Origin of the sequence: Cecembia calidifontis, from assembly GCF_004216715.1 — a bacterium.
GTDB lineage: Bacteria > Bacteroidota > Bacteroidia > Cytophagales > Cyclobacteriaceae > Cecembia_A > Cecembia_A calidifontis.
In genome coordinates this window covers 3,801,042-3,825,153 of record NZ_SGXG01000001.1, presented here as the reverse complement: position 1 = coordinate 3,825,153, position 24,112 = coordinate 3,801,042, and the positions used below count along the sequence as shown (strand labels likewise).

The window sequence follows — 24,112 nt, the reverse complement described above, 5'->3', positions numbered from 1 at the left end:
GATAGTTGCTAGGGAGTACCAAGAACGAGGTACAAAGTGCCAAGTATGAACCGTACCGATGCCTGATGACCAGATTTTAAAGTAATACTTGGTACATGGTACTTTGTACATGGTACAACATAAAATTCCAACTAAGGTACCTTATAAACAAAAGCATTCACATTCATTCCCGCACCAACAGAGGCAAAAACCAGATAGTCACCTGATTGGAAACTGTGTTCTGGCATTTCTCCTCTGATAATCATATCATACAGGATGGGAACAGTGGCTACAGAATTGTTCCCCAATTTTGAAATCGTCATCGGCATAACTTCTTCCGACCGGAGATCATCAGCTCCAAACAGTTTAAATACCCTTTGAATAATGGCTTCATCCATTTTGGCATTTGCCTGGTGAATGAGCACTTTTTTTACATCATGGATATCAATTCCTGCCTTTTTTATGGTTTCAGTGACCAAAAGCGGTACGGTATTCAAGGCATATTCATACAATTTTCTCCCGTTCATCTTCATGAAGAGGGTATTATCTTCATATTCTGGGTAATAAGAAATATCCATTTTCAAAAAATGTGCTTCAGAATAAGTATCAGAGCGTGTTTTATGACAGATGATCCCTATGGGTTTCTCGGATTCCCTGGCTTCGACAATTACCGCTCCCGCACCATCAGAATAAATCATGCTGTCAATGTCATGGGGATCGGCAATACGGGAAAGGTTTTCTGCACCTATGACCAAAACGCGTTTGGCGTCACCGGATTTGATATAATAATCTGCCTGAATGACACCCTGCACCCATCCGGGACAACCAAAAGGCAAATCATAGGCTACACAATTGGGGTTTTGGATCTTCAGCAGATGTTTAACCCTTGATGCTAAAGCAGGGACAAGATCAGATTTTTGATTGTTGTACAGGATGTCTCCGAAATTGTGGGCAAAAATGATGTAATCCAAAGTTTCGGGGTCAATTTTAGCAGATTCAATCGCTTCCTTGGCAGCAAAATACCCCATATCAGAGGTGTTGTATTCAGGCTTGAGGTAACGCCTTTCTTTGATATCGGTTATCTCCTGAAATTTTCTGATGATCTCTTCATTGGTTTTAGGTATCTTTTCTCCTTTTTCATTGATGAAACTTTTACTGAGAAAATCCTCATTTTTTACCACGATGTCAGGAATATATTTACCAGAGCCAGTGATTACCGAATAAACTGCCATACTTTTGAATACTTGTTGATTGTTTGGTTACTGAAATGAAAAGTAGAAAAAAGTAACGGTTTTCGATAAAAAAAAATCAGTTATTTCTCTGGTGGGAAATTAAATATTCCTAAGTCATCTCCCAATGCAAAGGATGTCTTTGTTTTAACCCCAATGTTCCTATCAACCATAAAGGCTTAAGTTAAGCTAATCCTTTAACTTGTATCCATTGGGATATAATCGAATATTTGTACACAGACAAACAGGTATGGGAAAGAGATTAGGGTTATTGATCATCGGTTTGATTTTCAAGGCAAATTTCCTGAGTGCCCAGGAAGTGATTAAGTACGATGTTTCCATAGCTGGAATATCGATTGGAGAAATGGTGGCAAAGAGGGAGAAAAAAGGGGAAGAACTGCACTATGAATTGAAAAGTAACGTAAGCTTTTGGTTTTTTGGAAAAATCAACTTGGACTATCTAACCAAAGTGGTTTACCAGGGAAAAAGATTGAACAAGGCCAATGTGTCCTCTAAAACGAACAGAGGTAATTTTCAGTCCGATATCCTTTGGAATGGAGATCATTATAAAATCAAATCTTCTAATTACAAACATGAATTGGATACGGTTATCCAAAGACCATTCCTTTTCAGTGCTGCAGTTTTTTATTTTGAAGAACCTGTTCAGGCAAAGGAGTTTTTGGCTGAGGCTTACGGTCTGCCTTCTCCTATCAAAAAAGTAAAGGATTATTATGAAGTCAATGTTAACGGAAATACAAACCGTTTTTACTATGTGGATGGGAAGTTGGAAAAGGCAGTAATGGAATTTCCGATCAAAAATTACGTAGTCAAAAGGAAACAATAAAAAAGGCGGTCATCTACCGCCTTCTTTATATCTATACCTATGAAGAAAGTTTTACTATGCAAAGGTATATGATGTAAAATTTGATTTGGTTAATTCATTGTGAACAAATGGTGTGCGCTATATTATTTTATTTTTTATCCTGAAGTATGATTTCATTATTTCTTAAAATATCCATGGCAAAGAGGCTCATGGCTTTTACACCGGTTTTGATGGTAGGTTCCGGGACAGGAGCGTAATAAGGGCTGTGTAAACCAGGGATTTCAAGCCCCTCCTTTTTAGCCCTTTTTAAAAATTCAGGATCGTTAGCCCCTAAGTAAAACATTGTGATGGGAATTTTTCTTTCCTGCATTCCAAACCTGCTGAAATCTTCGCCTATCATCTGTGCTTTTACTTCCACCACATTTTCCTCCCCCAGATTGGCTTTAAAAACTTTTACCATTTGTTCAGTAAGCTGGGCATCATTGATCAATGCCGGGGTATGTGGCTCTCTGATCCAATAAGTGGGCATTTTGGATTCCGGCAAACCTGCTGAACGCGCAAAGTTTTCACTGATCCTTTTAATACTGCTGATCATTTCTTCCCTAACCTCAGGAGAATATGATCTTAATGTCAATTGCATGGTAACCTCATCCGGAATGATGTTGTGTACTGTGCCTCCGTGTATAGATCCAACTGTAACTACCGCAGGTTCTGTTGGAGCGATTCTCCTACTGACTATTGTCTGGTAAGCCTGGATCATCTGTGCACTCAGTACAATGGGGTCAATGCCTGTGTGTGGAGCTGCACCATGGGCTCCTTCTCCATAGACTGTAACATTCATCATGTCTACCCCTGCCATCAACGGACCTGATTTATAACCAACGGTTCCTGCCGGTAAAAAAGGATCGTCATGCAAAGCAATGGCAAAATCGGGATGGGGGAACCTATCGTAGAGGCCATCGTTTATCATGTTCCAGGCACCCATGCCATTCTCCTCTGCAGGCTGTCCCACCATAAGTAAAGTTCCTCTCCACGAGCTTTTGTTTTCAGCCATTACCTTTGCCGTCCCAACAAAAACTGACATGTGGATATCATGCCCACATGAATGGGACACATACGTTTCTTTGCCGTCATTGGAAATTGCTTTTTTTGTAGAAGCATAAGGGAGTCCCGTCTTTTCTTCCATAGGCAGGGCATCCATATCTGTGCGGATCAATAAAGTCGGCCCGGCACCATTTTTTAATACCCCAACCACTCCATATCCACCTATACCTTCGGTAACTTCATAGCCTAGGCTTCTCAATTCTGTGGCAATCCTGGCAGAAGTTTCATTTTCCTGAAGGGATAACTCTGGATTTTGGTGCAGGTGTTTGTAAAGCCTGTCCAATTCAGGGTATATTTTATCGATGAAAGTATCCACTGTCTGAGCTTTAGCAGTGAATTGAACCATCAGGAATGAAATTAGGATAAGAAATGCTTTATGGGTTTTCATGGTTAACTGTTGCGGTATTTTACCCAAATTAAAGAAATAATTCCCTTGCTTGAAGATATGTTTTATTTTTGAGGCTGAATTTATGATCTAAGATGCCAATAATCCAAAAATCCACTTACGGAAAACCTCCCGCTTTCCTTTTCAATGGTCACCTTGAAACCATCATTCCAAGTGTTTTTAGGAAGATTGAAGGTGTAAGCTATAAAAGGGAAAGGATATCCACTCCTGATGGGGATTTTTTGGACATTGATTGGTCAAAAGTGGGGTCAGAAAAACTCTTGATCATTTCCCATGGCCTGGAAGGAAGTTCAGAAAGGCACTATGCTAAGGCTTTGGCCAAATTATTTAACCAAAACGGATTTGATGCCCTTGCGTGGAATAACCGAACTTGCAGTGGTGAGATGAATAAAGCTCCTATATTATACCATCACGGTGCTTCTTATGATCTGGATACAGTAATTGAACATGTTGAAAGGACGCATACTTACCGGGAATATTATTTGGTAGGCATCAGTATGGGAGGGGCCCAGACATTGAAGTATTTGGGTGAAAGGGGATTGGGTTTATTGCCTAAAATCAAAAGTGCAGCAGTATATTCAACTCCTTGCAACCTTCCTGATTCAGCAGCTACCTTAAGGTTGAAAAGTAATGCTTTTTACAAAAAGAGATTTTTGGGAAAACTGAAAGCCAAAATGAAGCTCAAGGGTGAACAATTCCCGGGATTGGTGGACTTGGATTTATTGGAGCAGGTTGAGGATTTTGATACTTTTGATACCCACTTTACGGCTAAAGTTCACGGATTCAAGGATGCCCAGGATTTTTATCATTCAGTATCTCCGGATAACTGGATCAAGGATATTCAGATCCCGACTTTGATCATCAATGCTTTGAATGACCCCCTGCTGATGGACAGGTGTTATCCAACAAAAATTGCCGAAAAATCAGAATTTATCTTTCTGGAAATGCCAAAGAGGGGAGGACATACAGGTTTCCTGGTCAAAAATCAGGAATTCACTTGGGCAGAATACCGCTTTTTGGAATTTTTGACCAGTTAAAGTTTTAATATTCTGATTGCACCATTGAGGACAATCAAAAATACTATTCCCCCAATGATAAGGTCTGGAATCACAGAACCTGTCCACAGCACCACCAAACCTGCACAAATTACCCCTGCATTGATTATGATATCATTGGAGGTGAAAATCATACTGGCTTTCATATGCGCTTCCCGGCTTTTACTTTTTTGCAATAGATAAAGACATACAGCATTGGCCAATAGGGCCAAGAAGGACACTCCAATCATCATCTTGAAATCCGGTAAAGCTTCAAATCCAAAAAACCTTCTGATGACTTCTGTAAATCCGATCACGGCCAGTAAGATCTGAGCAGTTCCGGCCACTTTTGCCACAGATCTTTTTGTGGTCAGAGACCTTTCTACGGCCAGTAATGCCAAACCATAAACCACTGCATCAGCCAACATGTCCAGACTATCAGCGACCAAGCCCATAGATTTAGAAATGATTCCAGTGGCCATTTCAACCACAAAAAATAAAAAATTGATAATCAATACTGTCCAAAGGACTTTTTTTTCAGTTTCCCTTTCCGAAGGTATTATTTTCTTTACCTCTTCTGTTTTAATAAGGAATGACTGGAGTGAAAGTTTGTCCAGTTCCTTACTTATAGTTTCAATTTGTCCGGTATGAAATACTTCCAGTTTTCTTCCCGGAATATCGAAAACCAACTGATGAACCGCAGGAAGTCCACCAATTTTCATCCTGATCAATTGTTCCTCTGAGGGGCAGTCCATTTTTTCAATTCTAAAGGTACTTTTTTGCATAGAAGCCAGGTCGTTTGGATGGAGAAAATAAGAAAAAAGCACAGGATAAAATATTTCTTCCTGTGCTTAAGCGGTCCTTCAGTTTTTTTGATTTAAAGGACTTGGAAATACCCATGTTAATCAAATCTTTTCAGAGCCAACTTGCTGACAGTACCTCCAATAGATAAAGAACTTGTTGCCGCGGGTGAAGGGGCATTCAAGACATTGATGGCATATTCATTTTCCCTGATGCTGAAGTCGTCCAACAAGCCACCTGTCCTGTCACAGGCCTGGGCCCTTACACCGGCCCCACCATCAACCAGATCGGATTCCTTAATATCCGGGATCAATTCCTGCAAAGCTTTGGTGAAAGCTGCTTTGGAGAAAGATCTGTATAATTCTCCAAATCCCGTTTTCCAGTATTTGGAGGCTACTTTTTGGAAACCAGGCCATGATAGGGTTTCGGAAAGTTCTTTTAGGTTGACATCGGATTTTTTGTACCCCTCCCTTTTGAATGCCAATACAGCATTGGGGCCTGCCTCAACACCACCTTTCATCATTCTGGTGAAATGGACACCCAAAAATGGGAAATTTGGGTCAGGAACAGGGTAAATCAGGTTTCTGACCAAGTATTCCCTTTCTTTTTTCAGTTTGTAGTATTCGCCCCTAAATGGAATGATGCGGACATCAATAGGCTCATCCTGATTCATTTGGGCAACTTTATCTGAATAAAGTCCTGCACAATTGATCACCAATTTGGCTGAAAATTCATGATGGGATGCTTTTACATAAGTAACCCCATTCAATGTTTTGATTCCCTCGACTTTGTTGTTCAGGTAAATTTCTCCTCCAAAGGTTTCGAATTTTTTTGCATAAGCCTTTGCTACCACTTTATAGTCCACTATGCCCGTTTGTGGTACAAACATGGCAGCTACGCCAGCGCAATAGGGTTCGTATTCCTTCAGTTCATCGAGGGTGATTTTTTTTGTTCCCTCTAGTCCATTTTGCAGGGCACGGTCGAAAAGACCGTTCAGGATCGGAATTTGTTCCTCTCTAGTAGCTACCACCACCTTTCCGGTCAATTCATAGGGTATATCTTCCTCCTGACAGAATTTGATCAGTTCATGGTAACCATTGATGCAGTTGATGGCTTTGAGTGAACCTGGTTTGTAGTAAAGTCCGGAATGGATAACCCCCGAATTATTACCTGTCTGATGCTTGGCAACTTCTGCTTCTTTTTCAAGAATAGCTACTTTTAGATCAGGTTTTTGTTGTTTGATTTTCAGGCCAGTAGCGAGTCCTACTATTCCACCTCCGATGATTATGATGTCGTATTGCATTCAATTATCAGCTTTTTTGTTCAAAACTTTTCAACAAATGGAATGATTTCTTTTTATCTTCTATGACGCTTCAAATTACATCATTTATTTGGTGACAAATATCGGAATTACCTGCTCTTTGTTTTAATCATTTCAATGCTGTCCTAAATAATTTACAAGACAGATGTTTAGCTGTGTTTCTGCAATTTCTATTGTGATTTTATCTGTAATCCGGAAATAGAACCCCCTGTTGGCTTTTTTGAGGAGGTTTTTCATGGTCTTCAAAGGGTTTGTCCAGCCACTTTTGCAGCTCTATTTTAACGAATATGTTCAGTCTGATAAATGCAACCAGATTGGACAGATGCCATCCGAATTTAGCGGTTGCCTTCATCACTTTTAGGAGCAGAATGGTGATCAGCGCGGTCCATATCTGGATCATCACGGCATTTTTCGATGTTCCGATAAAGGTTTTGATATGGAGTAACTGCTTGATGTCCCTGAAGAAGATCTCAATCTCCCATCGGCACCGGTAAAGATCACCGATTGTCTTTGCTGACCATTTGAAGTTATTGGTAATCAGTTCGACGGTCTGTCGGTTTTTTTCGTCCCATACAGCCACTCTTCTGAGTTTTCCGGGGTACTTCACTTTTGACTGCGGGTTTACCAGTTCAATTTCTTCGTCTATCAGTACTTCCTGTGCAGTATTTTCAGGGAGTCGACGTTCATTGATTGTGCTGAACTTAAGGTTATCCTTGTGCCTTATGACGAAAAAGACCCCCTTGCTGTCCCAAATGTTGAGCATCGGAAAGTCATTGTAATAGCGGTCCGCCACTATAACGGATCCTTTCTCCAAAGGAATATCATAAGCGCCTTTATTGTCTGCCATACTTCCTTCTGTAATATTCACATAAACAGGGAGTTTCCCGTCATAGTCCAGAAGCGTATGCATCTTTACAGCACCCTTTTTGGTCCTGAAGGTTGCCCAGTCAAACATCGAAAGGCAAAGACTTACCACCGTGGAGTCGAGCAGATAGACGGGAGCCTTGATCCGTAGTTTTACCCTGCTCAGGGACGCCTGCTGTCCTAAATGCTTCAGAAGCCCGTAATACAGCTCCTTGAACAGGTCAGAGTCCCTGCGCTTGTTCTGATAACTGATACTGGACTTGGATGGTGCCTTGGCAATCCCCAGATGGTTGAGGTTCCCCGTGGCCGAACGCAGGCCGTTTGAAATATCCCTTACAGAAGTACTTTTGGCAAAATGGCAAAAAAGCATGGAAACCAAATGCGTCCAGCTGTCAAAGCCTTTGCAGCCCTTGTCCGTTTGCTTCTCTTCAACCAGTTTCTTGAAAATTGAACGCTCGATTTTTTTAATAATCTGAGAAAACAATGTAATATTACTCATGGGAGGTTTATGTTTTTTGGTGCAAACCCAAAATAGCTATTTTGGGCAAAAAACCAGACCTCTCATATTTTATTTAGGACGGTATTGTAATCATTTCAATAATTCTCTGCATTTTTTGACTATGTTTTAAAATAAGCCAATCAATTCGCATATTTGTACCTCAAAAGGCATCTGTTTGTAAAGATGTCATGTTTCATTTATTTAAAATTTTAAATGTCTAACCAACAAATCAGAATTACCCTTCCTGACGGCACTGTCAGGGAGTATGAAAAAGGAGTTTCAGGGCTACAGATTGCACTTAGTATCAGCGAGGGTTTGGCCAGAAACGTTCTTGCAGCTAAAGTAAACGGGGAAGTTTGGGATGCGACCCGCCCCATATACCAGGATGCTTCCGTTCAATTGCTGACATGGAATGATGCTGAAGGAAAGAATACTTTTTGGCATTCCTCCGCACACTTGATGGCCGAAGCCTTGGAAGCTTTATACCCGGGAGTCAAATTTGGTATAGGTCCACCAATTGAAAACGGCTTTTATTATGATGTGGATTTTGGAGACAAGCCCTTGGATGGATCCGAGTTAGAGAAAATAGAGGCCAAGATGATGGAATTGGCCAAAGAAAAACAGGCCTATATCAGAAGGGAGGTGTCTAAAAAAGATGCCATTGCCTACTTCAAGGAAAAAGGGGATGAATACAAGCTGGATCTTTTGGAAGGTTTGGAGGATGGTTCCATCACTTTTTATGAGCAAGGTAACTTTGTGGACCTTTGCCGTGGCCCACATATTCCCAATACTGGATTTATCAAGGCAGCCAAAATTCTGAATGTTGCCGGGGCTTACTGGAGAGGGGACGAAAAGAACAAAATGCTGACCAGGCTGTATGGAATCACTTTTCCGAAAGCCAAAGACCTTCAGGAATACCTGCACCTTCTTGAAGAAGCAAAAAAAAGAGACCATAGGAAATTAGGAAGGGAGTTGGAGCTTTTCACTTTCTCCGAAAAAGTGGGCATGGGACTTCCATTATGGTTGCCAAAAGGAACCCTCTTGAGGGAAAGGTTGGTTGCTTTTATGAAGAAAGCCCAGGATAAATCCGGCTATCAACAAGTAGTGACGCCGCATATAGGGCACAAGGTACTATATGAAACTTCCGGTCACTATGAAAAGTATGGAAAAGATTCATTCCAGCCTATTGCTACCCCAAATGAAGGGGAGGAGTTTTTGTTAAAGCCAATGAACTGTCCCCATCACTGCGAGATTTATAAGCACAAACCAAGATCTTATAAAGACCTTCCGATTAGGTATGCAGAATTTGGTACCGTGTATAGGTATGAGCAGAGTGGTGAACTACATGGCCTTACCAGGGTGAGGGGATTTACGCAGGATGATGCTCATATTTTCTGCCGACCGGATCAGGTAAAGGAAGAATTTATCAAAGTGATTGACCTGGTGCTTTATGTTTTCAAGGCTTTGGGCTTTGAAGATTTTACCGCTCAGATATCATTAAGAGATCCTGAAAACAGAGATAAATATATAGGCACTGATGAGGCGTGGCAAAAGGCTGAATCTGCAATCATCGAAGCAGCAGCAGAAAGAGGCTTGCAGACAGTAACAGAATTGGGTGAGGCGGCATTTTATGGGCCAAAGTTAGACTTTATGGTTAAGGACGCTTTGGGCAGAAAATGGCAGTTAGGTACCATTCAGGTGGATTACAACCTACCAGAACGCTTCCAGTTGGAATATATCGGTTCAGATAATCAAAAACACAGACCGGTGATGATCCACAGGGCCCCATTTGGTTCATTGGAACGCTTTGTTGCTGTTTTGATTGAACATTGTGCTGGGAATTTCCCGTTGTGGCTATCTCCTGATCAGGTTATCATTCTTCCGATTTCTGAGAAATACATTGCCTATGCGGAGCAAATCAAGGCAGTTTTGGAGGAGCAGGACATCATGGGTACCATAGATAACCGGGATGAAAAAATAGGAAGGAAGATCAGGGATGCTGAAGTTAAAAAGGTTCCTTTCATGCTCGTAGTAGGGGAGAAAGAACAAGCAGAAGGAAAAGTTGCGGTAAGAAAGCACGGTGAAGGTGATCTGGGTTCTCTATCTGTTGATGAATTCATTGCTCATTTCAAAGCAATCATTGACCAGTCATTAAAAAAATAATTTAAGTGGGGAAATTAGGAGATTTTTTAAATCTCAAATTTATTCCGATATTTGCAGGCAATTTCATAAAAAACAACCATAAATAATTTTGAAAGGAAAAACACCGTTAAGACCAAGACAGGAAGAACCTTACAGAGTAAATGACAAAATCAGAGCTAGAGAAGTAAGGGTAGTTGGAGATTATGTAGAGGGAGGCAATGCCGTACTTTCACTTTCTCAAGCCCTTAAATTAGCTGAGGAAAATGATCTTGATCTCGTAGAAATTTCTCCAAATGCCAATCCACCTGTCTGTAAGGTGATTGATTATGCTAAATTCAAGTACGAGCAGAAAAAGAAGCAGAAAGAAATCAAAGCAAATGCTTCCAAAACTGTGGTAAAGGAAATTAGGTTTGGTCCGAATACAGATGATCATGACTTTAACTTCAAGTTGAAGCATGCGATTAACTTCCTTAAGGAAGGCGCAAAAGTTAAGGCTTATGTGCATTTCGTAGGTAGGTCAATTGTATTCAAGGAGAGAGGTGAAATGTTGTTATTGAGATTTGCCCAGGAACTTGAGGAATATGCTCAGGTAGAACAGCTTCCTAAGCTGGAAGGAAAAAGGATGTTCTTATTTCTGGCACCTAAATCATCTAAGAAATAATTTTCAACAAACAAATACAGTTATGCCAAAAGTAAAAACAAAATCAAGTGCAAAGAAAAGGTTCAAGTTGACTGGAACCGGAAAAATCAGAAGGAAGCATGCTTATAAAAGCCACATCCTGACCAAAAAATCAACCAAGAGAAAGAGAAATCTAACTCAAATGGGTATGGTACATGAGTCAGATGAGGGAAGAGTAAAAGCAATGTTGAGAATCGGATAATCTGATCTCTTTACTTCTAAAATTCAATTAAGGTTAATTTATTCACCAGACGCTGAGGTAACAAAGTCCGCAAGGCACCTAGAGTCAAAAAATTTAAAACTATGCCAAGATCAGTAAATGCAGTTGCTTCAAGAGCAAGAAGAAAAAAAATCCTTAAAGCAACAAAAGGCTACTTCGGAAGAGGTAAAAACGTTTGGACAGTAGCCAAAAACAAATACGAAAAAGGTTTACAGTACGCTTACAGAGACAGAAAGGCGAAGAAAAGAGAATTCAGAGCCCTTTGGATCCAGCGTATCAATGCAGGTGCCAGACAATATGGTATCTCTTATTCACAATTTATGGGAATGTTGAAAAAAGCTGACATCGAATTGAACAGAAAAGTTCTTGCTGATTTGGCTATGAATCATCCCGAGGCATTCAAAGCTGTAGTTGAAAAAGTAAAGTAAGAAGGCACTGCTTACTTTATATAGAAAGCCCTGCATTTGCGGGGCTTTTTTTATTGGATTTTTTTGAAAGGATAAAACCTAAATGGAATTTTTTGTTATATTACAAATGTGGTGAAAAATCCCTTGGTGGATTTTGAATTGTGGAACCTGAATCTGGTAATAAGGTCGGTTGTCATGCCGGTGTAGAGTTTGTTTGCGGAAAAAGAATAGAGTACGTAAACACAGAACATAGCTTAAAGAGTAAAATAAAAAAGCCCCAAAAGTGGGGCTTGTAGCGAGGAGGGGAGTTGAACCCCTGACCTCAGGGTTATGAATCCTGCGCTCTAACCAACTGAGCTACCTCGCCAGGTTTATGTTAATTTGTCAAATTTAACGGAGTGCTGAACCCCTGTCCGCCGCGGCGGATATGGATCCTACGCTCTAACCTACCGATTACGATTGGCAGAGCTGCCTCGCCAAATGGGAATGCAAATATGAGGGCTTATGCGAATAATTGCAAGCAAAAATGTCTAAAAAAGTTATTTTTTATGAACAAAATTTGAATGGTTATGGTAAAGAATAAGTTTGTCGCTGATTATCAAATCAATACTTCAAGGAAGATTTTATTCCCTTATTTAAGCACAGCAAGCGGACTATCCGAATGGTTTGCTGATAACGTAACCATCAATGAGGATAAGGATTATATCTTTCATTATGATGGGGAAGAACACTATGCCAGGATTGTGGCCATGAGGACCAATTACCATGTAAAATTTGATTTTTTTGATCCCAATAATTCGGAAGAGACAGATCATTCTTACATTGAATTCAAAATCGAAGAGAATGAGCTCACTCAGACACTTTTTCTAAAAGTAATTGATTACAGTGACTCTTATGATGATGGGGAATTGGAATCAATTTGGGAAAACTTGGTTACTCATCTGAAAGAAATCATAGGAGGTTAATCTTTTTTTATTGAAGGAAAATTGAATAATATTTTCAATTTTGCCGTTACAAAGATTGGATGGGTCCATTAGTGAATGAAAAAACTTGATAAGCTTATATTAGGGTCTTTTATAGGGCCCTTCTTTTTGACCTTTGTGGTAGTAGATTTTATCTTACTTACCGTCAATATGCTCAAATATTTCGATGAAATATTTGGGAAGGGTTTGGGCTTTATGATCTATATGGAACTGATTTCCTATTTTGTGATCAGTATTTCCCCCATGGCTTTGCCACTTGCTGTCCTTCTTTCTTCGTTGATGACTTTTGGGAATTTGGGAGAGCATTTTGAGCTTACAGCCATAAAAGCAAGTGGCATTTCCCTTCTTCGGGCCCTTCGTCCAATCGGGATTTTTGTGGTTGTTTTAACCATTTTGGCCTATTTGTCCAATAATTATCTGGTTCCAAAGGTAAACCTTAAAACTTTTAGCCTTCTCTATGATATCCGGATGAAATCACCAGCTTTGGATATCAAAGAAGGTGTTTTTTATGCTGGGATTCCTAATTATAGTATTAAGGTTAATCAAAAATTGGATGATGTAAGGCTTAAAGACATTATCATTTACGATCATTCAGAAGGGCAGGGAAATACAAATGTTATCCTAGCTGACTCAGGAAGAATGGAGTCATTTATGAATGACAGGTATATGAGGCTTGTGCTTTTTAATGGTGTATCTTACAAAGAATCAAGAAGTTCTAGGGGGATAAATGAAAAGCCCGTGGATTTTAGCAGGACTAATTTTTCCCAAAATGAAATGATATTCAACTTAGAGTCATTTCAGCTCAACAGGACGCCGGAAGATTTATGGTCAACAAACAGGTCCATCATGAATATTGCGCAACTCAGACAGGGACTTGATTCTATCGCTGGGGAAGTGAACAGTATCATTTATTATAATTACGCCACAATAGAATCTTCCTACTCTTTTTTTGGGAGAAATCAAAAAATTAAGCCACCAAGGGATATTTCAGAGAAAAAAGCCCGCTATGATTCCCTCAGATCAGTCAGGATTCGGGAAAGAGAGGCCAATAAGCTTGTAAGTCCTAAAATTACCGCAACAACTTCCGCAATAGACTCTGTTCAATTGATAGAAATACCAGGCTCAGGAACTGACTCTGTTGTGACGGACATTGTGGATGCTGCTGTTGATGAGACTTCAAACAAGGGTGTTGCTGTTCAAATTGATCAAAAAGTCAGTGGGTCAGAAAAATTGTTAGAGGCAAAAATAAGCAGGGTAAAGTCGGCCCAACAACCAAGACAGCAAGAGAATGGTCAACAGGTGATTTCTGTTGACACCGTCAAACAAGCCCCAAAAGCACAGGCCACACTAACTGAATTTACCCCAGAGATGAGGGCAAAATTGGATTCCATTATTGATCAGTTTAATTACAAGTCAAGGGGTGCCACTGTGGCAATGAACAATGCCAGGTCTATTAAGAATAACTTTAGCAGCAAATTGGCCCAAATTGATAATTTGGAAAGGGAATACAGAAGATTTCAGATAGCCTGGTACCAAAAATATACTACAGCTTTTGCATGTATTGTTATGTTTTTGATCGGAGCACCCTTAGGAGCAATTATCAAAAAAGGAGGCTTAGGTATGCCCGTTTTGGTATCCATTATATTTTTCATTATTTACTATATGTTGACCATCACAGGCGAAAAATGGGCAAAGGAAGGGATAACGGATCCTTTATTTGGCACATGGTTTTCAAATATTGTCCTTTTGCCTATAGGCTTTTTCTTTTTGAAGCAGGCAAGAAGGGATGCTAGGTTGTTTGAAGCGGATATGTACTTGGAATTTTTCAAAAAACTCCGAAAGCGTTTCCAAACAAAATTTTCTAAAACTTGACGGGTGTTTTTTTAATCAAATCAAAGTTATTATCTTTGTGGCTGTTTTAAAACATAATAAATTTAACTAGACATGTATTTAACCTCAGAGAAAAAAGCAGAGTTGTTCAAAAATCATGGCAGGTTAAAATCTGAAACTGATACAGGTTCACCGGAATCTCAGATTGCGTTGTTCACTTTCAGGATTCAGCATTTGACTGAGCACTTGAAGTCCAACAAAAAAGATCACAGATCCAGACTAAGTTTGATGAAACTTGTCGGAAAAAGAAGAAGATTGCTCAACTATCTTGTTAAAAATGATATTGAAAGATACAGAGCTGTGATTGCAGAACTCGGAATACGTAAATAATTACAACTCAATGTAAGGTTCTCATGGAGAGAACCTTACTTTTTTATTTCCCCCTGATATTAAGCCTTACTTTTAAATCTTTACTACATTATTCTTAACAAAATTCTATGTTACCTAATTTGATTACCAAGTCCATTCACTTAGCGGATGGAAGAGAAATTACAATTGAGACTGGTGCCTTAGCCAAACAAGCTGACGGTTCAGTTGTAGTAAGAATGGGGAAAGCTATGCTTTTGGCAACTGTAGTTGCAAAAAAGGAAGTATTGGAAGGCGTAGATTTTCTGCCTCTTTCAGTAGATTACCAAGAAAAGTTTGCTGCATCGGGAAAAATCCCAGGTGGATTTTTGAAAAGAGAAGGCAGACTTTCTGATTATGAAATTTTGATCAGCCGTTTGGTGGATAGAGCCATCAGGCCCATCTTCCCGGATGATTACCATGCAGATACGCAAGTAAATATTACTTTGATGTCTGCAGATTCAGAAGTTTTACCTGATTGTTTGGCTGGTTTGGCTGCATCCGCAGCGTTGGCGGTTTCTGATATCCCTTTCAATGGACCTATTTCCGAAGTGAGGGTAGCAAAAATCAATGGTGAACTTAAAATCAACCCAACACCGGCAGAATTGGAGCACGCAACACTCGAATTTATTGTTGCAGGTTCTTTGGAATATATCCTTATGGTAGAAGGTGAGGCCAGCGAAATATCTGAAGATGAGATGGTTGAAGCGCTTCAGTTCGCCCATGAGGAAATCAAAAAACATTGCTTGGTACAAAAAGAGCTTACCATTGCGGTGGGAAAAGAGAAGAAGAGGGAGTATGTACATGAAAAATCGGACCCGGCACTTTTCGAAAAAATGCATGCTGAGCTGTATCAAAAATGTTATGAAACTGTTAGCCTTCAAATTGCAAACAAAGCTGAAAGATCGGAACGCATCAAAGCCATAAAAGATGCATTTGTCGAAAGCCTTGGCGAAGAGCACGGATTTGAAGCATCGTTGATAGGTCCTTATTTTGCCAAGATCCACAAGGAAGCAGCAAGAAATCTTACATTAAACTTAAAGAAAAGACTGGATGGCAGAAATCTGGATGAAATCAGACCTATTTGGTCTGTGGTAGATTATCTTCCTTCAGCCCATGGTTCTGCTATTTTTACCAGGGGAGAAACGCAATCTATAACAACTTGTACCCTAGGGACCAAGTTGGATGAGCAATTAATAGACGGTGCGGTAATTTCTGGGTTCAGCAAATTTTTTCTTCATTATAATTTCCCAGGATTTTCTACAGGGGAGGTAAAACCCAACAGAGGTCCTGGACGTAGAGAAGTAGGTCACGGAAACCTCGCCATGAGGGCTCTAAAAAAAGTAATGCCCCATGATGATGAAAACCCTTATACCATTAGGGTAGTTTCTGATATACTGGAATCTAATGGATCTTCTTCCATGGCTACCGTTTGTGCGGGTTCTCTCGCCCTTATGGACGCAGGGGTCCCCATCAAAGCACCTGTAACCGGTATTGCTATGGGGATGATCTCCGATGCCAAAACAGGTAAGTACGCCATCCTTTCTGATATATTGGGTGACGAAGACCATCTTGGCGATATGGATTTCAAGGTAACCGGCACATCCAAAGGAATTACTGCCTGCCAAATGGACCTGAAAGTGGAAGGTTTGGATTATAGTGTGTTGAAAGAAGCCCTGTACCAGGCCAAAGAAGGCAGGTTACATATCTTGAATGAAATCACCAAGACGCTTGCTGCACCAAGACCAGACCTTAAACCTCATGCACCAAGATCCTTTAACATGACAATTCCAAAAGAATTGATCGGTGCGGTAATTGGTCCAGGTGGTAAAGTGATTCAGGAAATTCAGAAAGATACCGGTGCTACCATTGTTATTGAAGAAAAAGATAACATGGGCAAGATCAATATATTCGCCAATAACCAGGATTCTATGAACGGTGCCATCTCCAGGATCAAAGCTATTGTAGCGCAACCAGAAATAGGCGAGGTGTATACCGGAAAAGTGAAAAACATTATGCCTTTTGGTGCGTTTGTAGAATTTATGCCGGGTAAGGATGGATTGCTTCACATTTCAGAAATCAAGTGGGAAAGACTTGAAAATATGGAAGGGGTTTTGGAGCCAGGAGAAGAAATCATGGTTAAATTGATAGATGTCGATAAAAAGACGGGTAAATTCAAACTTTCAAGAAAGGTTTTGTTGCCTAAACCAGAAAAATCAGATAAAAAAGATTAAGTTTTGTAAGTATTTGATTACTTTGAACTTTAATTGATTGAATTTCTGTTATAAATTGTGTCTTAACTGATAAAAATTATATTCTCGAATGAGGCAGCTAAAAATTAGCAAACAGATTACCAATAGGGAGAGTCAGTCCCTTGATAAATATCTTCAGGAAATCGGTAAGGTGGATCTCCTTACCGCTGATGAGGAAGTTATTTTAGCCAAAAGAATCCGTGAAGGGGATCAGTTGGCGCTGGAAAAGCTGACAAAGGCCAATCTTAGATTCGTGGTTTCTGTTGCCAAGCAGTACCAAAATCAAGGTCTTTCCCTAGGTGATTTGATCAATGAAGGGAACTTGGGTCTGATTAAAGCAGCTCAAAGATTTGATGAGACCAGAGGTTTCAAGTTCATTTCTTATGCTGTTTGGTGGATCAGACAGTCTATTCTTCAGGCTTTGGCAGAACAATCCAGAATTGTGCGTTTGCCATTGAACAGAGTGGGGTCCCTTAATAAAATCAGTAAAACCTTCAGTGAACTGGAGCAAAAATTCGAAAGAGAACCATCTCCTGAAGAATTGGCAGAAGTATTGGAAGTTACTGCTGGTGAAGTAGTGGATACCATGAAAATTTCAGGTAGGCATGTTTCCATGGATGCTCCTTTTGTTCAGGGAGAGGAAAACAGTCTTTTGGATGTGCTGGAAAATGATGGAGACGAAAAGCCGGATGATGGCTTGATGACCGACTCCTTAAGAAAAGAAGTCCAAAGGGCGCTATCCACACTGACCTCAAGAGAAGCGGATGTCATAACCTTATATTTTGGTCTGAACGGTGAACATGCCATGACCTTAGAGGAAATTGGTGAAAAATTTAACCTGACCCGAGAAAGGGTGAGACAAATTAAAGAGAAAGCAATCAGAAGGTTAAGACACACATCTAGAAGCAAGACTTTAAAACCATATTTGGGGTAATCCCCGATTTAGTATCTTAGATTACAGAAAAGGGGAAATTTTTCCCCTTTTTTTGTATCCTGTTAGATTTATCTTTTAAATTTCTCATTCAACAAGAGTTAGGGATTTCCCTTTCTTTATTAGGGAATTTTAACAAGTTTAATCTTTGTTGTAATAACTATTTTAACAAAATTTGCTAACCTTAAAAATCACTATAAGATGGCTTCTGAAATAGAAAAAGTGAAGGTTTTGATCATTGGTTCAGGCCCGGCGGGTTATACTGCTGCTATTTATGCATCAAGGGCTGGACTTAATCCTGTATTATACACTGGTGGACAGCCAGGAGGACAGTTGACAATCACTACTGATGTAGAGAATTATCCTGGATATCCAAATGGCATCATGGGGCCTGAGATGATGGAGGATTTCAGGAAACAAGCAGAAAGATTCGGTACTCAGGTAAGGTATGGAGTAGTCACAAAAGTTGATTTTTCGGCTCATCCTCATAAGGTATTTGTAGATGATCAAGTAGAAATACATGCAGATACCGTCATTATTTCCACTGGTGCCTCTGCCAAATGGCTAGGCTTGGAAAGTGAAGAAAGACTTAATGGAAAGGGTGTTTCTGCCTGCGCAGTCTGTGATGGTTTCTTTTTCAGGGGACAGGAAGTTGCAATAGTTGGGGCAGGAGATACTGCTTGTGAAGAAGCTTCTTATTTGGCCAATATCTGTTCTAAGGTATACATGCTTGTAAGAAGGGATGAAATGAGGGCCTCCCAAATCATGCAAAAGAGAGTAATGAACAATCCAAAAATTGAAATCCTCTGGAATACAGAAACACAGGAGATATTGGGTAAAGATGAAGTCGAAGCAGTCCGTGTTTACAATAATAAAACAAAAGAAACCAAGGAAATAAAGGTAAGTGGTTTTTTTGTAGCCATTGGCCATGAACCAAATACTGCCATTTTCAAAGGCATCATAGATATGGATGAAAATGGCTATATTAAGACCGTCCCTGGATCAACAAGGACAAATGTAGAAGGTGTTTTTGCCTGTGGAGATGCTCAAGATCATATCTACAGACAAGCTGTCACGGCTGCAGGAACAGGCTGTATGGCAGCACTGGATGCGGAAAGGTATCTTGCAGCCAAGGAAATGGTTTAATTTATTCTGATGAGGTTTAAGCTTTATAGTTTTATATTCACACTTGTTTTGTGCATGGGTTCTTTTGGGGTCCATGCACAAAATTTTCCTAAGATTATCAAGAAACCCAAACAAGAAACCACCGGGAACAAACCTGCCAATAATCCTTTGTACAGGGATATAAGGCTTTTTGATCCCCAAAAATACTTGCAGGATATTACCCGGGAAACAGATTCCCTTTTATATAAAGATTATGTCAATATAAAAAGAAGGCTCAGTATAGTATCTGAGGATACGCTTTCTCTTATTTGGGCACCGACCAACCAATTGGTTCAAGTATCCGAGCAAATATTGATCGATAGTATTTGGGTGACTGCCTATGAATATTTTTCTTCCTGGGATAGTAAGAAAATTAATATTTATGATTTCAACCCTAAAGATTTTAAGGATACTGTTTATGTTAAGCTGTATGATACATTTTTTGGAACAGACTGGAAATTACCTTTGGACCAAACCCAGATAACTTCTGAATTTGGATTTAGAAGGTACAGATGGCACCATGGAACTGATTTGAAATTAAAAATAGGAGATCCTATTTACAGTACTTTTGATGGCATTGTCAGGATCAGGTCCTATGATAGAAATGGGTATGGTTATTATGTAGTTGTCAGGCACAAAAATGGCCTCGAAACACTCTATGGTCATATGTCCAAAATTCTTGTTGATGTAGGCCAGGAAGTAAAGGCAGGTGATGTGCTAGGTTTGGGAGGAAGTACAGGGAGAAGTACGGGGCCCCATCTGCATTTTGAAATCCGATATCAAGGCTTGTCCATTAATCCGACCGAATTGTTTGATTTTAATGTCGGTAAGCTTAAATCTGATGTTTATATGATTACAGCTGCAAGTTTCGATCATGTAGTTAAAACTCAGGAATCAGTTTATCACAGGGTAAGGAGCGGAGAAACACTCAGTAGTATTGCAAGGCGTTATGGGGTAAGGGTCAGTACAATTACAAGATTGAATGGCATATCTACAAATAGTATTTTGAGGGTAGGTCAAAGGTTAAGGATTAGATAAACAAATTGATGCAATGAAACTCGATATTTTAGTGATTGCTGCACATCCTGACGATGCCGAATTGGCTTGTTCTGGAACGATAGCTTCTCACGTGGCAAAAGGCTACAAAGTTGGTATACTAGACTTGACCCAGGGGGAGATGGGAACAAGGGGTACACCGAATTTAAGATTAAAAGAATCTGACCTTTCTGCAAAAATACTGAACCTTACAGCAAGGGAAAATTTGGGTTTAAGGGATATCTTTTTTAAAGATGATGAAGTCCATCAACTTGAAATTATTAAAGTCATCAGGAAATATAGGCCTGAGATAGTGTTGGCCAATGCTGTTTCCGACAGGCATCCTGACCATGGTAAAGGGGCATCTTTGGCGTCCCATGCTTGTTTTATGAGTGGTCTCAGAAAAATTGAAACTGAATTGGACGGGGAAATTCAAGAAGCATGGAGACCCAAATTTGTTTATCATTACATCCAAAACAATTACATCAAGCCTGATTTTGTAGTGGATATTTCTGATTATTGGGACAAAAAGATACAAAGTATCAAAGCTTTCAAATCACAATTTTATGATCCCAACAGTAAAGAACCTGAGAGTTTCATCTCATCCGAAGGGTTTTTAGGGTTCATTGAAGCTAGGGCCAAGGAGTTTGGTCACAGTATCATGGTAAAATACGGAGAAGGATTTACCGTGGAAAGAATGATCGGTGTAGATGACTTATTTAATTTGAAATAAACAAAATTCCCGCACTAATATGCGGGAATTTTTGCCTTATGGAGCCAGTCTTGTGATCTGCCATGCTCCACTTTCTGTCAGTTTATAATGAATCCTGTCATGGAGTCTACTTGGTCGGCCCTGCCAAAATTCCATTTCATCTGGTGTTACCCGGTAACCTCCCCAATGTTCTGGTCTCCTGATGGTTTCCGGGCTGAATTTTCCTTTAATTTCCTCTTCTTTTTGGGACAAAATTTCCCTGCTCTCTATGGTTTCACTTTGAGGAGAGACCCAAGCACCAATTTGGCTGGCAAATGGTCTTGAATGAAAATATTCATCTGATTCCTCTGAACTAACTTTTTCAACTTTTCCTAAGATTCTGATTTGTCTTTCCAGCTCTGCCCAATAAAAATTTAAAGCAACAAAAGGATGGTTTTCAAGCTCTTTCCCTTTCACACTTTTATAATTGGTAAAAAAGACAAAACCTGTATCTACACCTTTTAACAAAACTACCCTTGAGTTAGGACGGCCGTTTGCCTGAATGGTTGAAAGTGTCATGGCATTGACTTCCAGTACCTTAGATTCAATTGCTTCTGCGAACCATTTTTTAAATTGCTCTATGGGTGAATTTTGAACATCTGAAATATCCAAAGACTTCAATGAATAATCTATACGGATGTCTGAAATTTTCATCTTCTTAAACTTTTTGTTATAAAATTATCATACTTATTGTATTTAAAAAATTTAGCTATAAATTAAGCACAAATGAATTGTTTAAACATGGATAAAAAAATGCACAAATCTGTTAAGGCTGGGGATCTTTTAATTTCTGAGCCATTTTTACAGGATGAAAATTTTGTCAGATCTGTTGTCCTGATCTGTGAAAACAATGAAAACGGATCTTTTGGACTGGTTTTGAACAAACTTTCCATTCTTAAGTTAAACGAGTTGATTGACAATATAAGTCCTTTGGAATGTGATGTGTATGTAGGAGGTCCGGTAGAGCAAAATACGCTTCATTTTATTTACAAAGGGGAGAGCTTATTTGAATCAAGTATTAAATTGAAAGAGAATCTTTGGTGGGGAGGGGATTTTGATGAGTTATTGGAGATGTTAAAAATCGGAAAAATCAAAGAAGATAATATCAGATTCTTTATCGGTTATTCAGGCTGGGCTTCAGGACAACTTGAAGATGAACTGGCTGAAAATACCTGGATAGTCTGTGATACAGCAGATGCAGAAAGTGTTTTTACTGCTTCCCCTGAAGAATTGTGGAGAATTATTTTGAAAAATATGGGAGGGGAATATCAGCAAATGGCAAATTATCCAATAGACCCAAGATTAAATTAAATTCAATTTATTACTTTTGTTAGGTAAGCTGTTTTAAAGTACTGGATAATTATGGATAAAGAGATGGAAATGCCTGAAAAGGATGAGGTGACCAAGGCCGAAAATCGAACAATGGCTGAAGGTAAAGAAGAAACTACCCAAAAAGCTGATCATAGTCCCGATGAGGAAGATACACACCATGTTGAGGAAGAAGAACATGAGGAGGTGGACTATTCAAATTTCTCTAAAAAAGAGTTGATAGCAGCCCTCAAAGAACTCACTGCAACCGGGAAATACCTTAAAATTGAAAGTGCCATCAATGACATTAAAGCTCATTTTGATGAAATTTTCAATAAAGAAAAGGAAGAAGCACTTCAGGAGTTTTTAAATAATGGTGGAAGCTCAGATGACTTTCATTACCGAACTTCGGATGAGGATAAGGTATTTTTTGCGCTATACAATGATTTCAGGGAAAAGAAATCACAATTCCTAAAAGAACAAGAAAGGCAAAAGGAGAAAAACCTTATTGCCAAGAACCAGATTTTAGATAAACTAAGAGAATTGGTCGATGGTGAAGAAACGACCCATAGTATCAATATTATCAAACAAATTCAGGAAGAATGGAAAAGCATTGGGCCAGTTCCTAGTTCTCAAAACAGGAATCTTTGGGCTTCCTACAATGCTTTGATGGATAGGTTCTATGATAACAGAAGTATATATTTTGAACTTAAAGAACTTGATCGAAAAAAGAATCTCGAGCAAAAAAAGGAAATAGTAGAAAAGGCAGAGGCGTTAAGTAAAGTTGATGACCTTAAGGAGGCAATCAAATCTCTCAACGAACTTCATGAGGAATTCAAGCATGTTGGCCCGGTTCCCAGAGAGGAACAAGAACCTTTGTGGCAAAGATTTAAGGCTGCTTCTGATGCCATTTATGACAAAAGAAAAGAATTCTACGAAGGACAAAAAGAAGTTTTTAAGAAAAACCTTCAATTAAAAGAAGCCCTTATTTCAAAATTGAATGAGTTTAAGGATTTTTCAGCTTCAAAAATTAAAGACTGGAATACAAAAACCAAGGATATTCTTGCTATTCAGAAAGAATGGGAAGCAGCTGGTCCGGTACCAAGAGAACACGGTAAAGAGGTTAATAAAAAGTTCTGGGGTTTATTCAAGCACTTTTTCCACAACAAAAATCAATTCTTCAAGGAATTGGATGAAATCAGACTTCAAAATAAAAACAAAGCTGAAGAGCTCATTGCGAAGGCAGAAGAGCTGATGAATAGTTCAGATTGGCACGATACAGCAAACAAAATGATTGCGCTACAGCAGGAATGGAAAAAAATAGGCCCGACTCCAGAAAAAGTCAGAGATGATCTTTACAGTAGGTTTAAATCAGCTTGTGATACCTTTTTTGAAAACAGAAGAAACGCCAATAAACAGGTAAACCTGGAATTTGAAGATAATTTAAAAGCCAAAGAGGCAGTATGCAAAAAAATACTGGATGAAGCTTCCGGTTCGGAATTATCAGAGGAGAACCTTGAAAAATACATTGCGGAGTTCAATTCCATTGGTTTTGTGCCAAGGAAGAACATGAAGGAAATCCTTGGGAAGTTCAACGAAGCCCTAGATACCTATGCCAAAAAGCTTGGCATTGAAGGAGGAAGCAAGGAAGAGTTCTTGTTCAGGCTCAACCTGAATAAGCTTCAAGCTGATCCTAATAGCAATAGAGTCCTCAATAAAAAAGAACATGGTATAAGAAAGCAAATTGCTGATCTGGAAAACAACATTACTTTATGGAGGAATAACCTGGAGTTTTTTGCTTCTTCCAAAACAGCAGATAAGCTGAAAGACCAATTTGACGAAAAAATCCAGAAGGCTGAGAAGGAAATTGAGAAATTAAAGAAAAAGCTTTCTATCCTTCGGGAATTTTAATCTTCTCATAAATAAGGAGATAGTAAATATCTCC

23 protein-coding genes and 1 tRNA gene are annotated in these 24,112 nt (G+C 39.4%); 16 read left to right on the top strand and 8 right to left on the bottom strand.

All coding sequences use genetic code 11. The annotated features are described in order from the left end of the window. Nucleotides 1-131 precede the first annotated feature (131 nt). Nucleotides 132-1,211: a 3-oxoacyl-ACP synthase III family protein gene (locus BC751_RS16435; RefSeq protein WP_130276601.1), complete on the bottom strand. Its 1,080-nt coding sequence runs from the start codon at nucleotides 1,209-1,211 to the stop codon at nucleotides 132-134. A gap of 247 nt (nucleotides 1,212-1,458) precedes the next feature. Here BC751_RS16435 and BC751_RS16430 point away from each other — a divergent pair, with 247 nt between their 5' ends. Beyond that, complete coding sequence (locus BC751_RS16430; protein WP_130276600.1) at nucleotides 1,459-2,052, top strand: DUF6134 family protein; 594 nt, start codon at nucleotides 1,459-1,461, stop codon at nucleotides 2,050-2,052. 127 nt (nucleotides 2,053-2,179) lie between these two features. Here BC751_RS16430 and BC751_RS16425 read toward each other — a convergent pair whose 3' ends face one another. Next, on the bottom strand, nucleotides 2,180-3,523 hold the full coding sequence (locus BC751_RS16425; RefSeq protein WP_130276599.1) for an amidohydrolase: 1,344 nt from the start codon (nucleotides 3,521-3,523) through the stop codon (nucleotides 2,180-2,182). Nucleotides 3,524-3,615: 92 nt separating this feature from the next. On the opposite strand from BC751_RS16425, the gene BC751_RS16420 reads away from it, so the two are divergent. Next, nucleotides 3,616-4,578: a YheT family hydrolase gene (locus tag BC751_RS16420; RefSeq protein WP_130276598.1), complete on the top strand. Its 963-nt coding sequence runs from the start codon at nucleotides 3,616-3,618 to the stop codon at nucleotides 4,576-4,578. Here BC751_RS16420 and BC751_RS16415 read toward each other — a convergent pair. The 3 genes from BC751_RS16415 to BC751_RS16405 all read right to left on the bottom strand — a co-directional run bounded on the left by BC751_RS16415 (nucleotide 4,575) and on the right by BC751_RS16405 (nucleotide 8,060). After that, entirely contained in the window at nucleotides 4,575-5,360 is a 786-nt protein-coding gene (locus tag BC751_RS16415) for a cation efflux transmembrane domain-containing protein (protein ID WP_130276597.1), read from the bottom strand. The two genes, BC751_RS16420 and BC751_RS16415, sit on opposite strands and share 4 nt — an antisense overlap. Before the next feature lie 116 nt (nucleotides 5,361-5,476). After that, on the bottom strand, nucleotides 5,477-6,679 hold the full coding sequence (gene lhgO / locus BC751_RS16410) for an L-2-hydroxyglutarate oxidase (RefSeq protein WP_130276596.1): 1,203 nt from the start codon (nucleotides 6,677-6,679) through the stop codon (nucleotides 5,477-5,479). 199 nt (nucleotides 6,680-6,878) lie between these two features. Next, a complete protein-coding gene (locus BC751_RS16405; RefSeq protein ID WP_130273808.1) occupies nucleotides 6,879-8,060 on the bottom strand; it encodes an IS4 family transposase in 1,182 nt (393 codons plus the stop codon). Nucleotides 8,061-8,273: 213 nt separating this feature from the next. On the opposite strand from BC751_RS16405, the gene thrS reads away from it, so the two are divergent. The 4 genes from thrS to rplT all read left to right on the top strand — a co-directional run bounded on the left by thrS (nucleotide 8,274) and on the right by rplT (nucleotide 11,529). Next, on the top strand, nucleotides 8,274-10,223 hold the full coding sequence (gene thrS, locus BC751_RS16400; RefSeq protein WP_130276595.1) for a threonine--tRNA ligase: 1,950 nt from the start codon (nucleotides 8,274-8,276) through the stop codon (nucleotides 10,221-10,223). Nucleotides 10,224-10,311: 88 nt separating this feature from the next. Further along, nucleotides 10,312-10,863 carry a translation initiation factor IF-3 gene (gene infC, locus BC751_RS16395; protein ID WP_130276594.1) on the top strand — a complete coding sequence of 184 codons (552 nt, stop codon included), beginning with the start codon at nucleotides 10,312-10,314 and terminating at the stop codon, nucleotides 10,861-10,863. Nucleotides 10,864-10,885: 22 nt separating this feature from the next. Continuing rightward, nucleotides 10,886-11,083: a 50S ribosomal protein L35 gene (gene rpmI, locus BC751_RS16390; protein WP_009185920.1), complete on the top strand. Its 198-nt coding sequence runs from the start codon at nucleotides 10,886-10,888 to the stop codon at nucleotides 11,081-11,083. 101 nt (nucleotides 11,084-11,184) lie between these two features. Continuing rightward, nucleotides 11,185-11,529, top strand: coding sequence for a 50S ribosomal protein L20 (gene rplT, locus BC751_RS16385; RefSeq protein ID WP_130276593.1), 345 nt, complete (start codon nucleotides 11,185-11,187; stop codon nucleotides 11,527-11,529). A gap of 95 nt (nucleotides 11,530-11,624) precedes the next feature. Here the strand turns inward: rplT and BC751_RS22590 are convergent, their stop codons facing one another. Together BC751_RS22590 and BC751_RS16375 are read right to left on the bottom strand one after the other, a co-directional pair. Beyond that, nucleotides 11,625-11,759, bottom strand: coding sequence for a GIY-YIG nuclease family protein (locus tag BC751_RS22590; RefSeq protein ID WP_130276592.1), 135 nt, complete (start codon nucleotides 11,757-11,759; stop codon nucleotides 11,625-11,627). Between the two features lie 42 nt (nucleotides 11,760-11,801). Further along, nucleotides 11,802-11,875, bottom strand: a tRNA-Met gene (locus tag BC751_RS16375). Nucleotides 11,876-12,077: 202 nt separating this feature from the next. On the opposite strand from BC751_RS16375, the gene BC751_RS16370 reads away from it, so the two are divergent. From BC751_RS16370 to bshB1, 8 genes are all read left to right on the top strand, one after another. Then, the gene (locus tag BC751_RS16370) at nucleotides 12,078-12,473 is read left to right on the top strand and encodes an START-like domain-containing protein (protein WP_130276591.1); all 396 of its coding nucleotides are present in this window, start codon (nucleotides 12,078-12,080) and stop codon (nucleotides 12,471-12,473) included. Between the two features lie 75 nt (nucleotides 12,474-12,548). Further along, nucleotides 12,549-14,363, top strand: a complete 1,815-nt coding sequence (locus BC751_RS16365; RefSeq protein WP_130276590.1) for an LptF/LptG family permease — start codon at nucleotides 12,549-12,551, stop codon at nucleotides 14,361-14,363. A gap of 72 nt (nucleotides 14,364-14,435) precedes the next feature. Next, complete coding sequence (rpsO, locus tag BC751_RS16360) at nucleotides 14,436-14,711, top strand: 30S ribosomal protein S15 (protein WP_130276589.1); 276 nt, start codon at nucleotides 14,436-14,438, stop codon at nucleotides 14,709-14,711. A 107-nt stretch (nucleotides 14,712-14,818) separates the two neighbouring features. Further along, nucleotides 14,819-16,960, top strand: coding sequence for a polyribonucleotide nucleotidyltransferase (pnp, locus tag BC751_RS16355; RefSeq protein ID WP_130276588.1), 2,142 nt, complete (start codon nucleotides 14,819-14,821; stop codon nucleotides 16,958-16,960). An 88-nt stretch (nucleotides 16,961-17,048) separates the two neighbouring features. Next, entirely contained in the window at nucleotides 17,049-17,912 is an 864-nt protein-coding gene (locus BC751_RS16350; protein WP_123950788.1) for a sigma-70 family RNA polymerase sigma factor, read from the top strand. A 198-nt stretch (nucleotides 17,913-18,110) separates the two neighbouring features. After that, on the top strand, nucleotides 18,111-19,055 hold the full coding sequence (gene trxB, locus BC751_RS16345; RefSeq protein ID WP_130276587.1) for a thioredoxin-disulfide reductase: 945 nt from the start codon (nucleotides 18,111-18,113) through the stop codon (nucleotides 19,053-19,055). A gap of 9 nt (nucleotides 19,056-19,064) precedes the next feature. Further along, nucleotides 19,065-20,111: a peptidoglycan DD-metalloendopeptidase family protein gene (locus BC751_RS16340; protein WP_130276586.1), complete on the top strand. Its 1,047-nt coding sequence runs from the start codon at nucleotides 19,065-19,067 to the stop codon at nucleotides 20,109-20,111. Between the two features lie 13 nt (nucleotides 20,112-20,124). Continuing rightward, the gene (bshB1, locus tag BC751_RS16335; protein WP_130276585.1) at nucleotides 20,125-20,841 is read left to right on the top strand and encodes a bacillithiol biosynthesis deacetylase BshB1; all 717 of its coding nucleotides are present in this window, start codon (nucleotides 20,125-20,127) and stop codon (nucleotides 20,839-20,841) included. A gap of 36 nt (nucleotides 20,842-20,877) precedes the next feature. Here bshB1 and pdxH read toward each other — a convergent pair whose 3' ends face one another. Further along, nucleotides 20,878-21,513: a pyridoxamine 5'-phosphate oxidase gene (pdxH, locus tag BC751_RS16330; protein WP_130276584.1), complete on the bottom strand. Its 636-nt coding sequence runs from the start codon at nucleotides 21,511-21,513 to the stop codon at nucleotides 20,878-20,880. 99 nt (nucleotides 21,514-21,612) lie between these two features. Here pdxH and BC751_RS16325 point away from each other — a divergent pair, with 99 nt between their 5' ends. Further along, nucleotides 21,613-22,170 carry a YqgE/AlgH family protein gene (locus BC751_RS16325; RefSeq protein WP_423191587.1) on the top strand — a complete coding sequence of 186 codons (558 nt, stop codon included), beginning with the start codon at nucleotides 21,613-21,615 and terminating at the stop codon, nucleotides 22,168-22,170. 51 nt (nucleotides 22,171-22,221) lie between these two features. Further along, nucleotides 22,222-24,078, top strand: a complete 1,857-nt coding sequence (locus BC751_RS16320) for a DUF349 domain-containing protein (RefSeq protein WP_130276582.1) — start codon at nucleotides 22,222-22,224, stop codon at nucleotides 24,076-24,078. The last annotated feature ends 34 nt before the right edge of the window (nucleotides 24,079-24,112 follow it).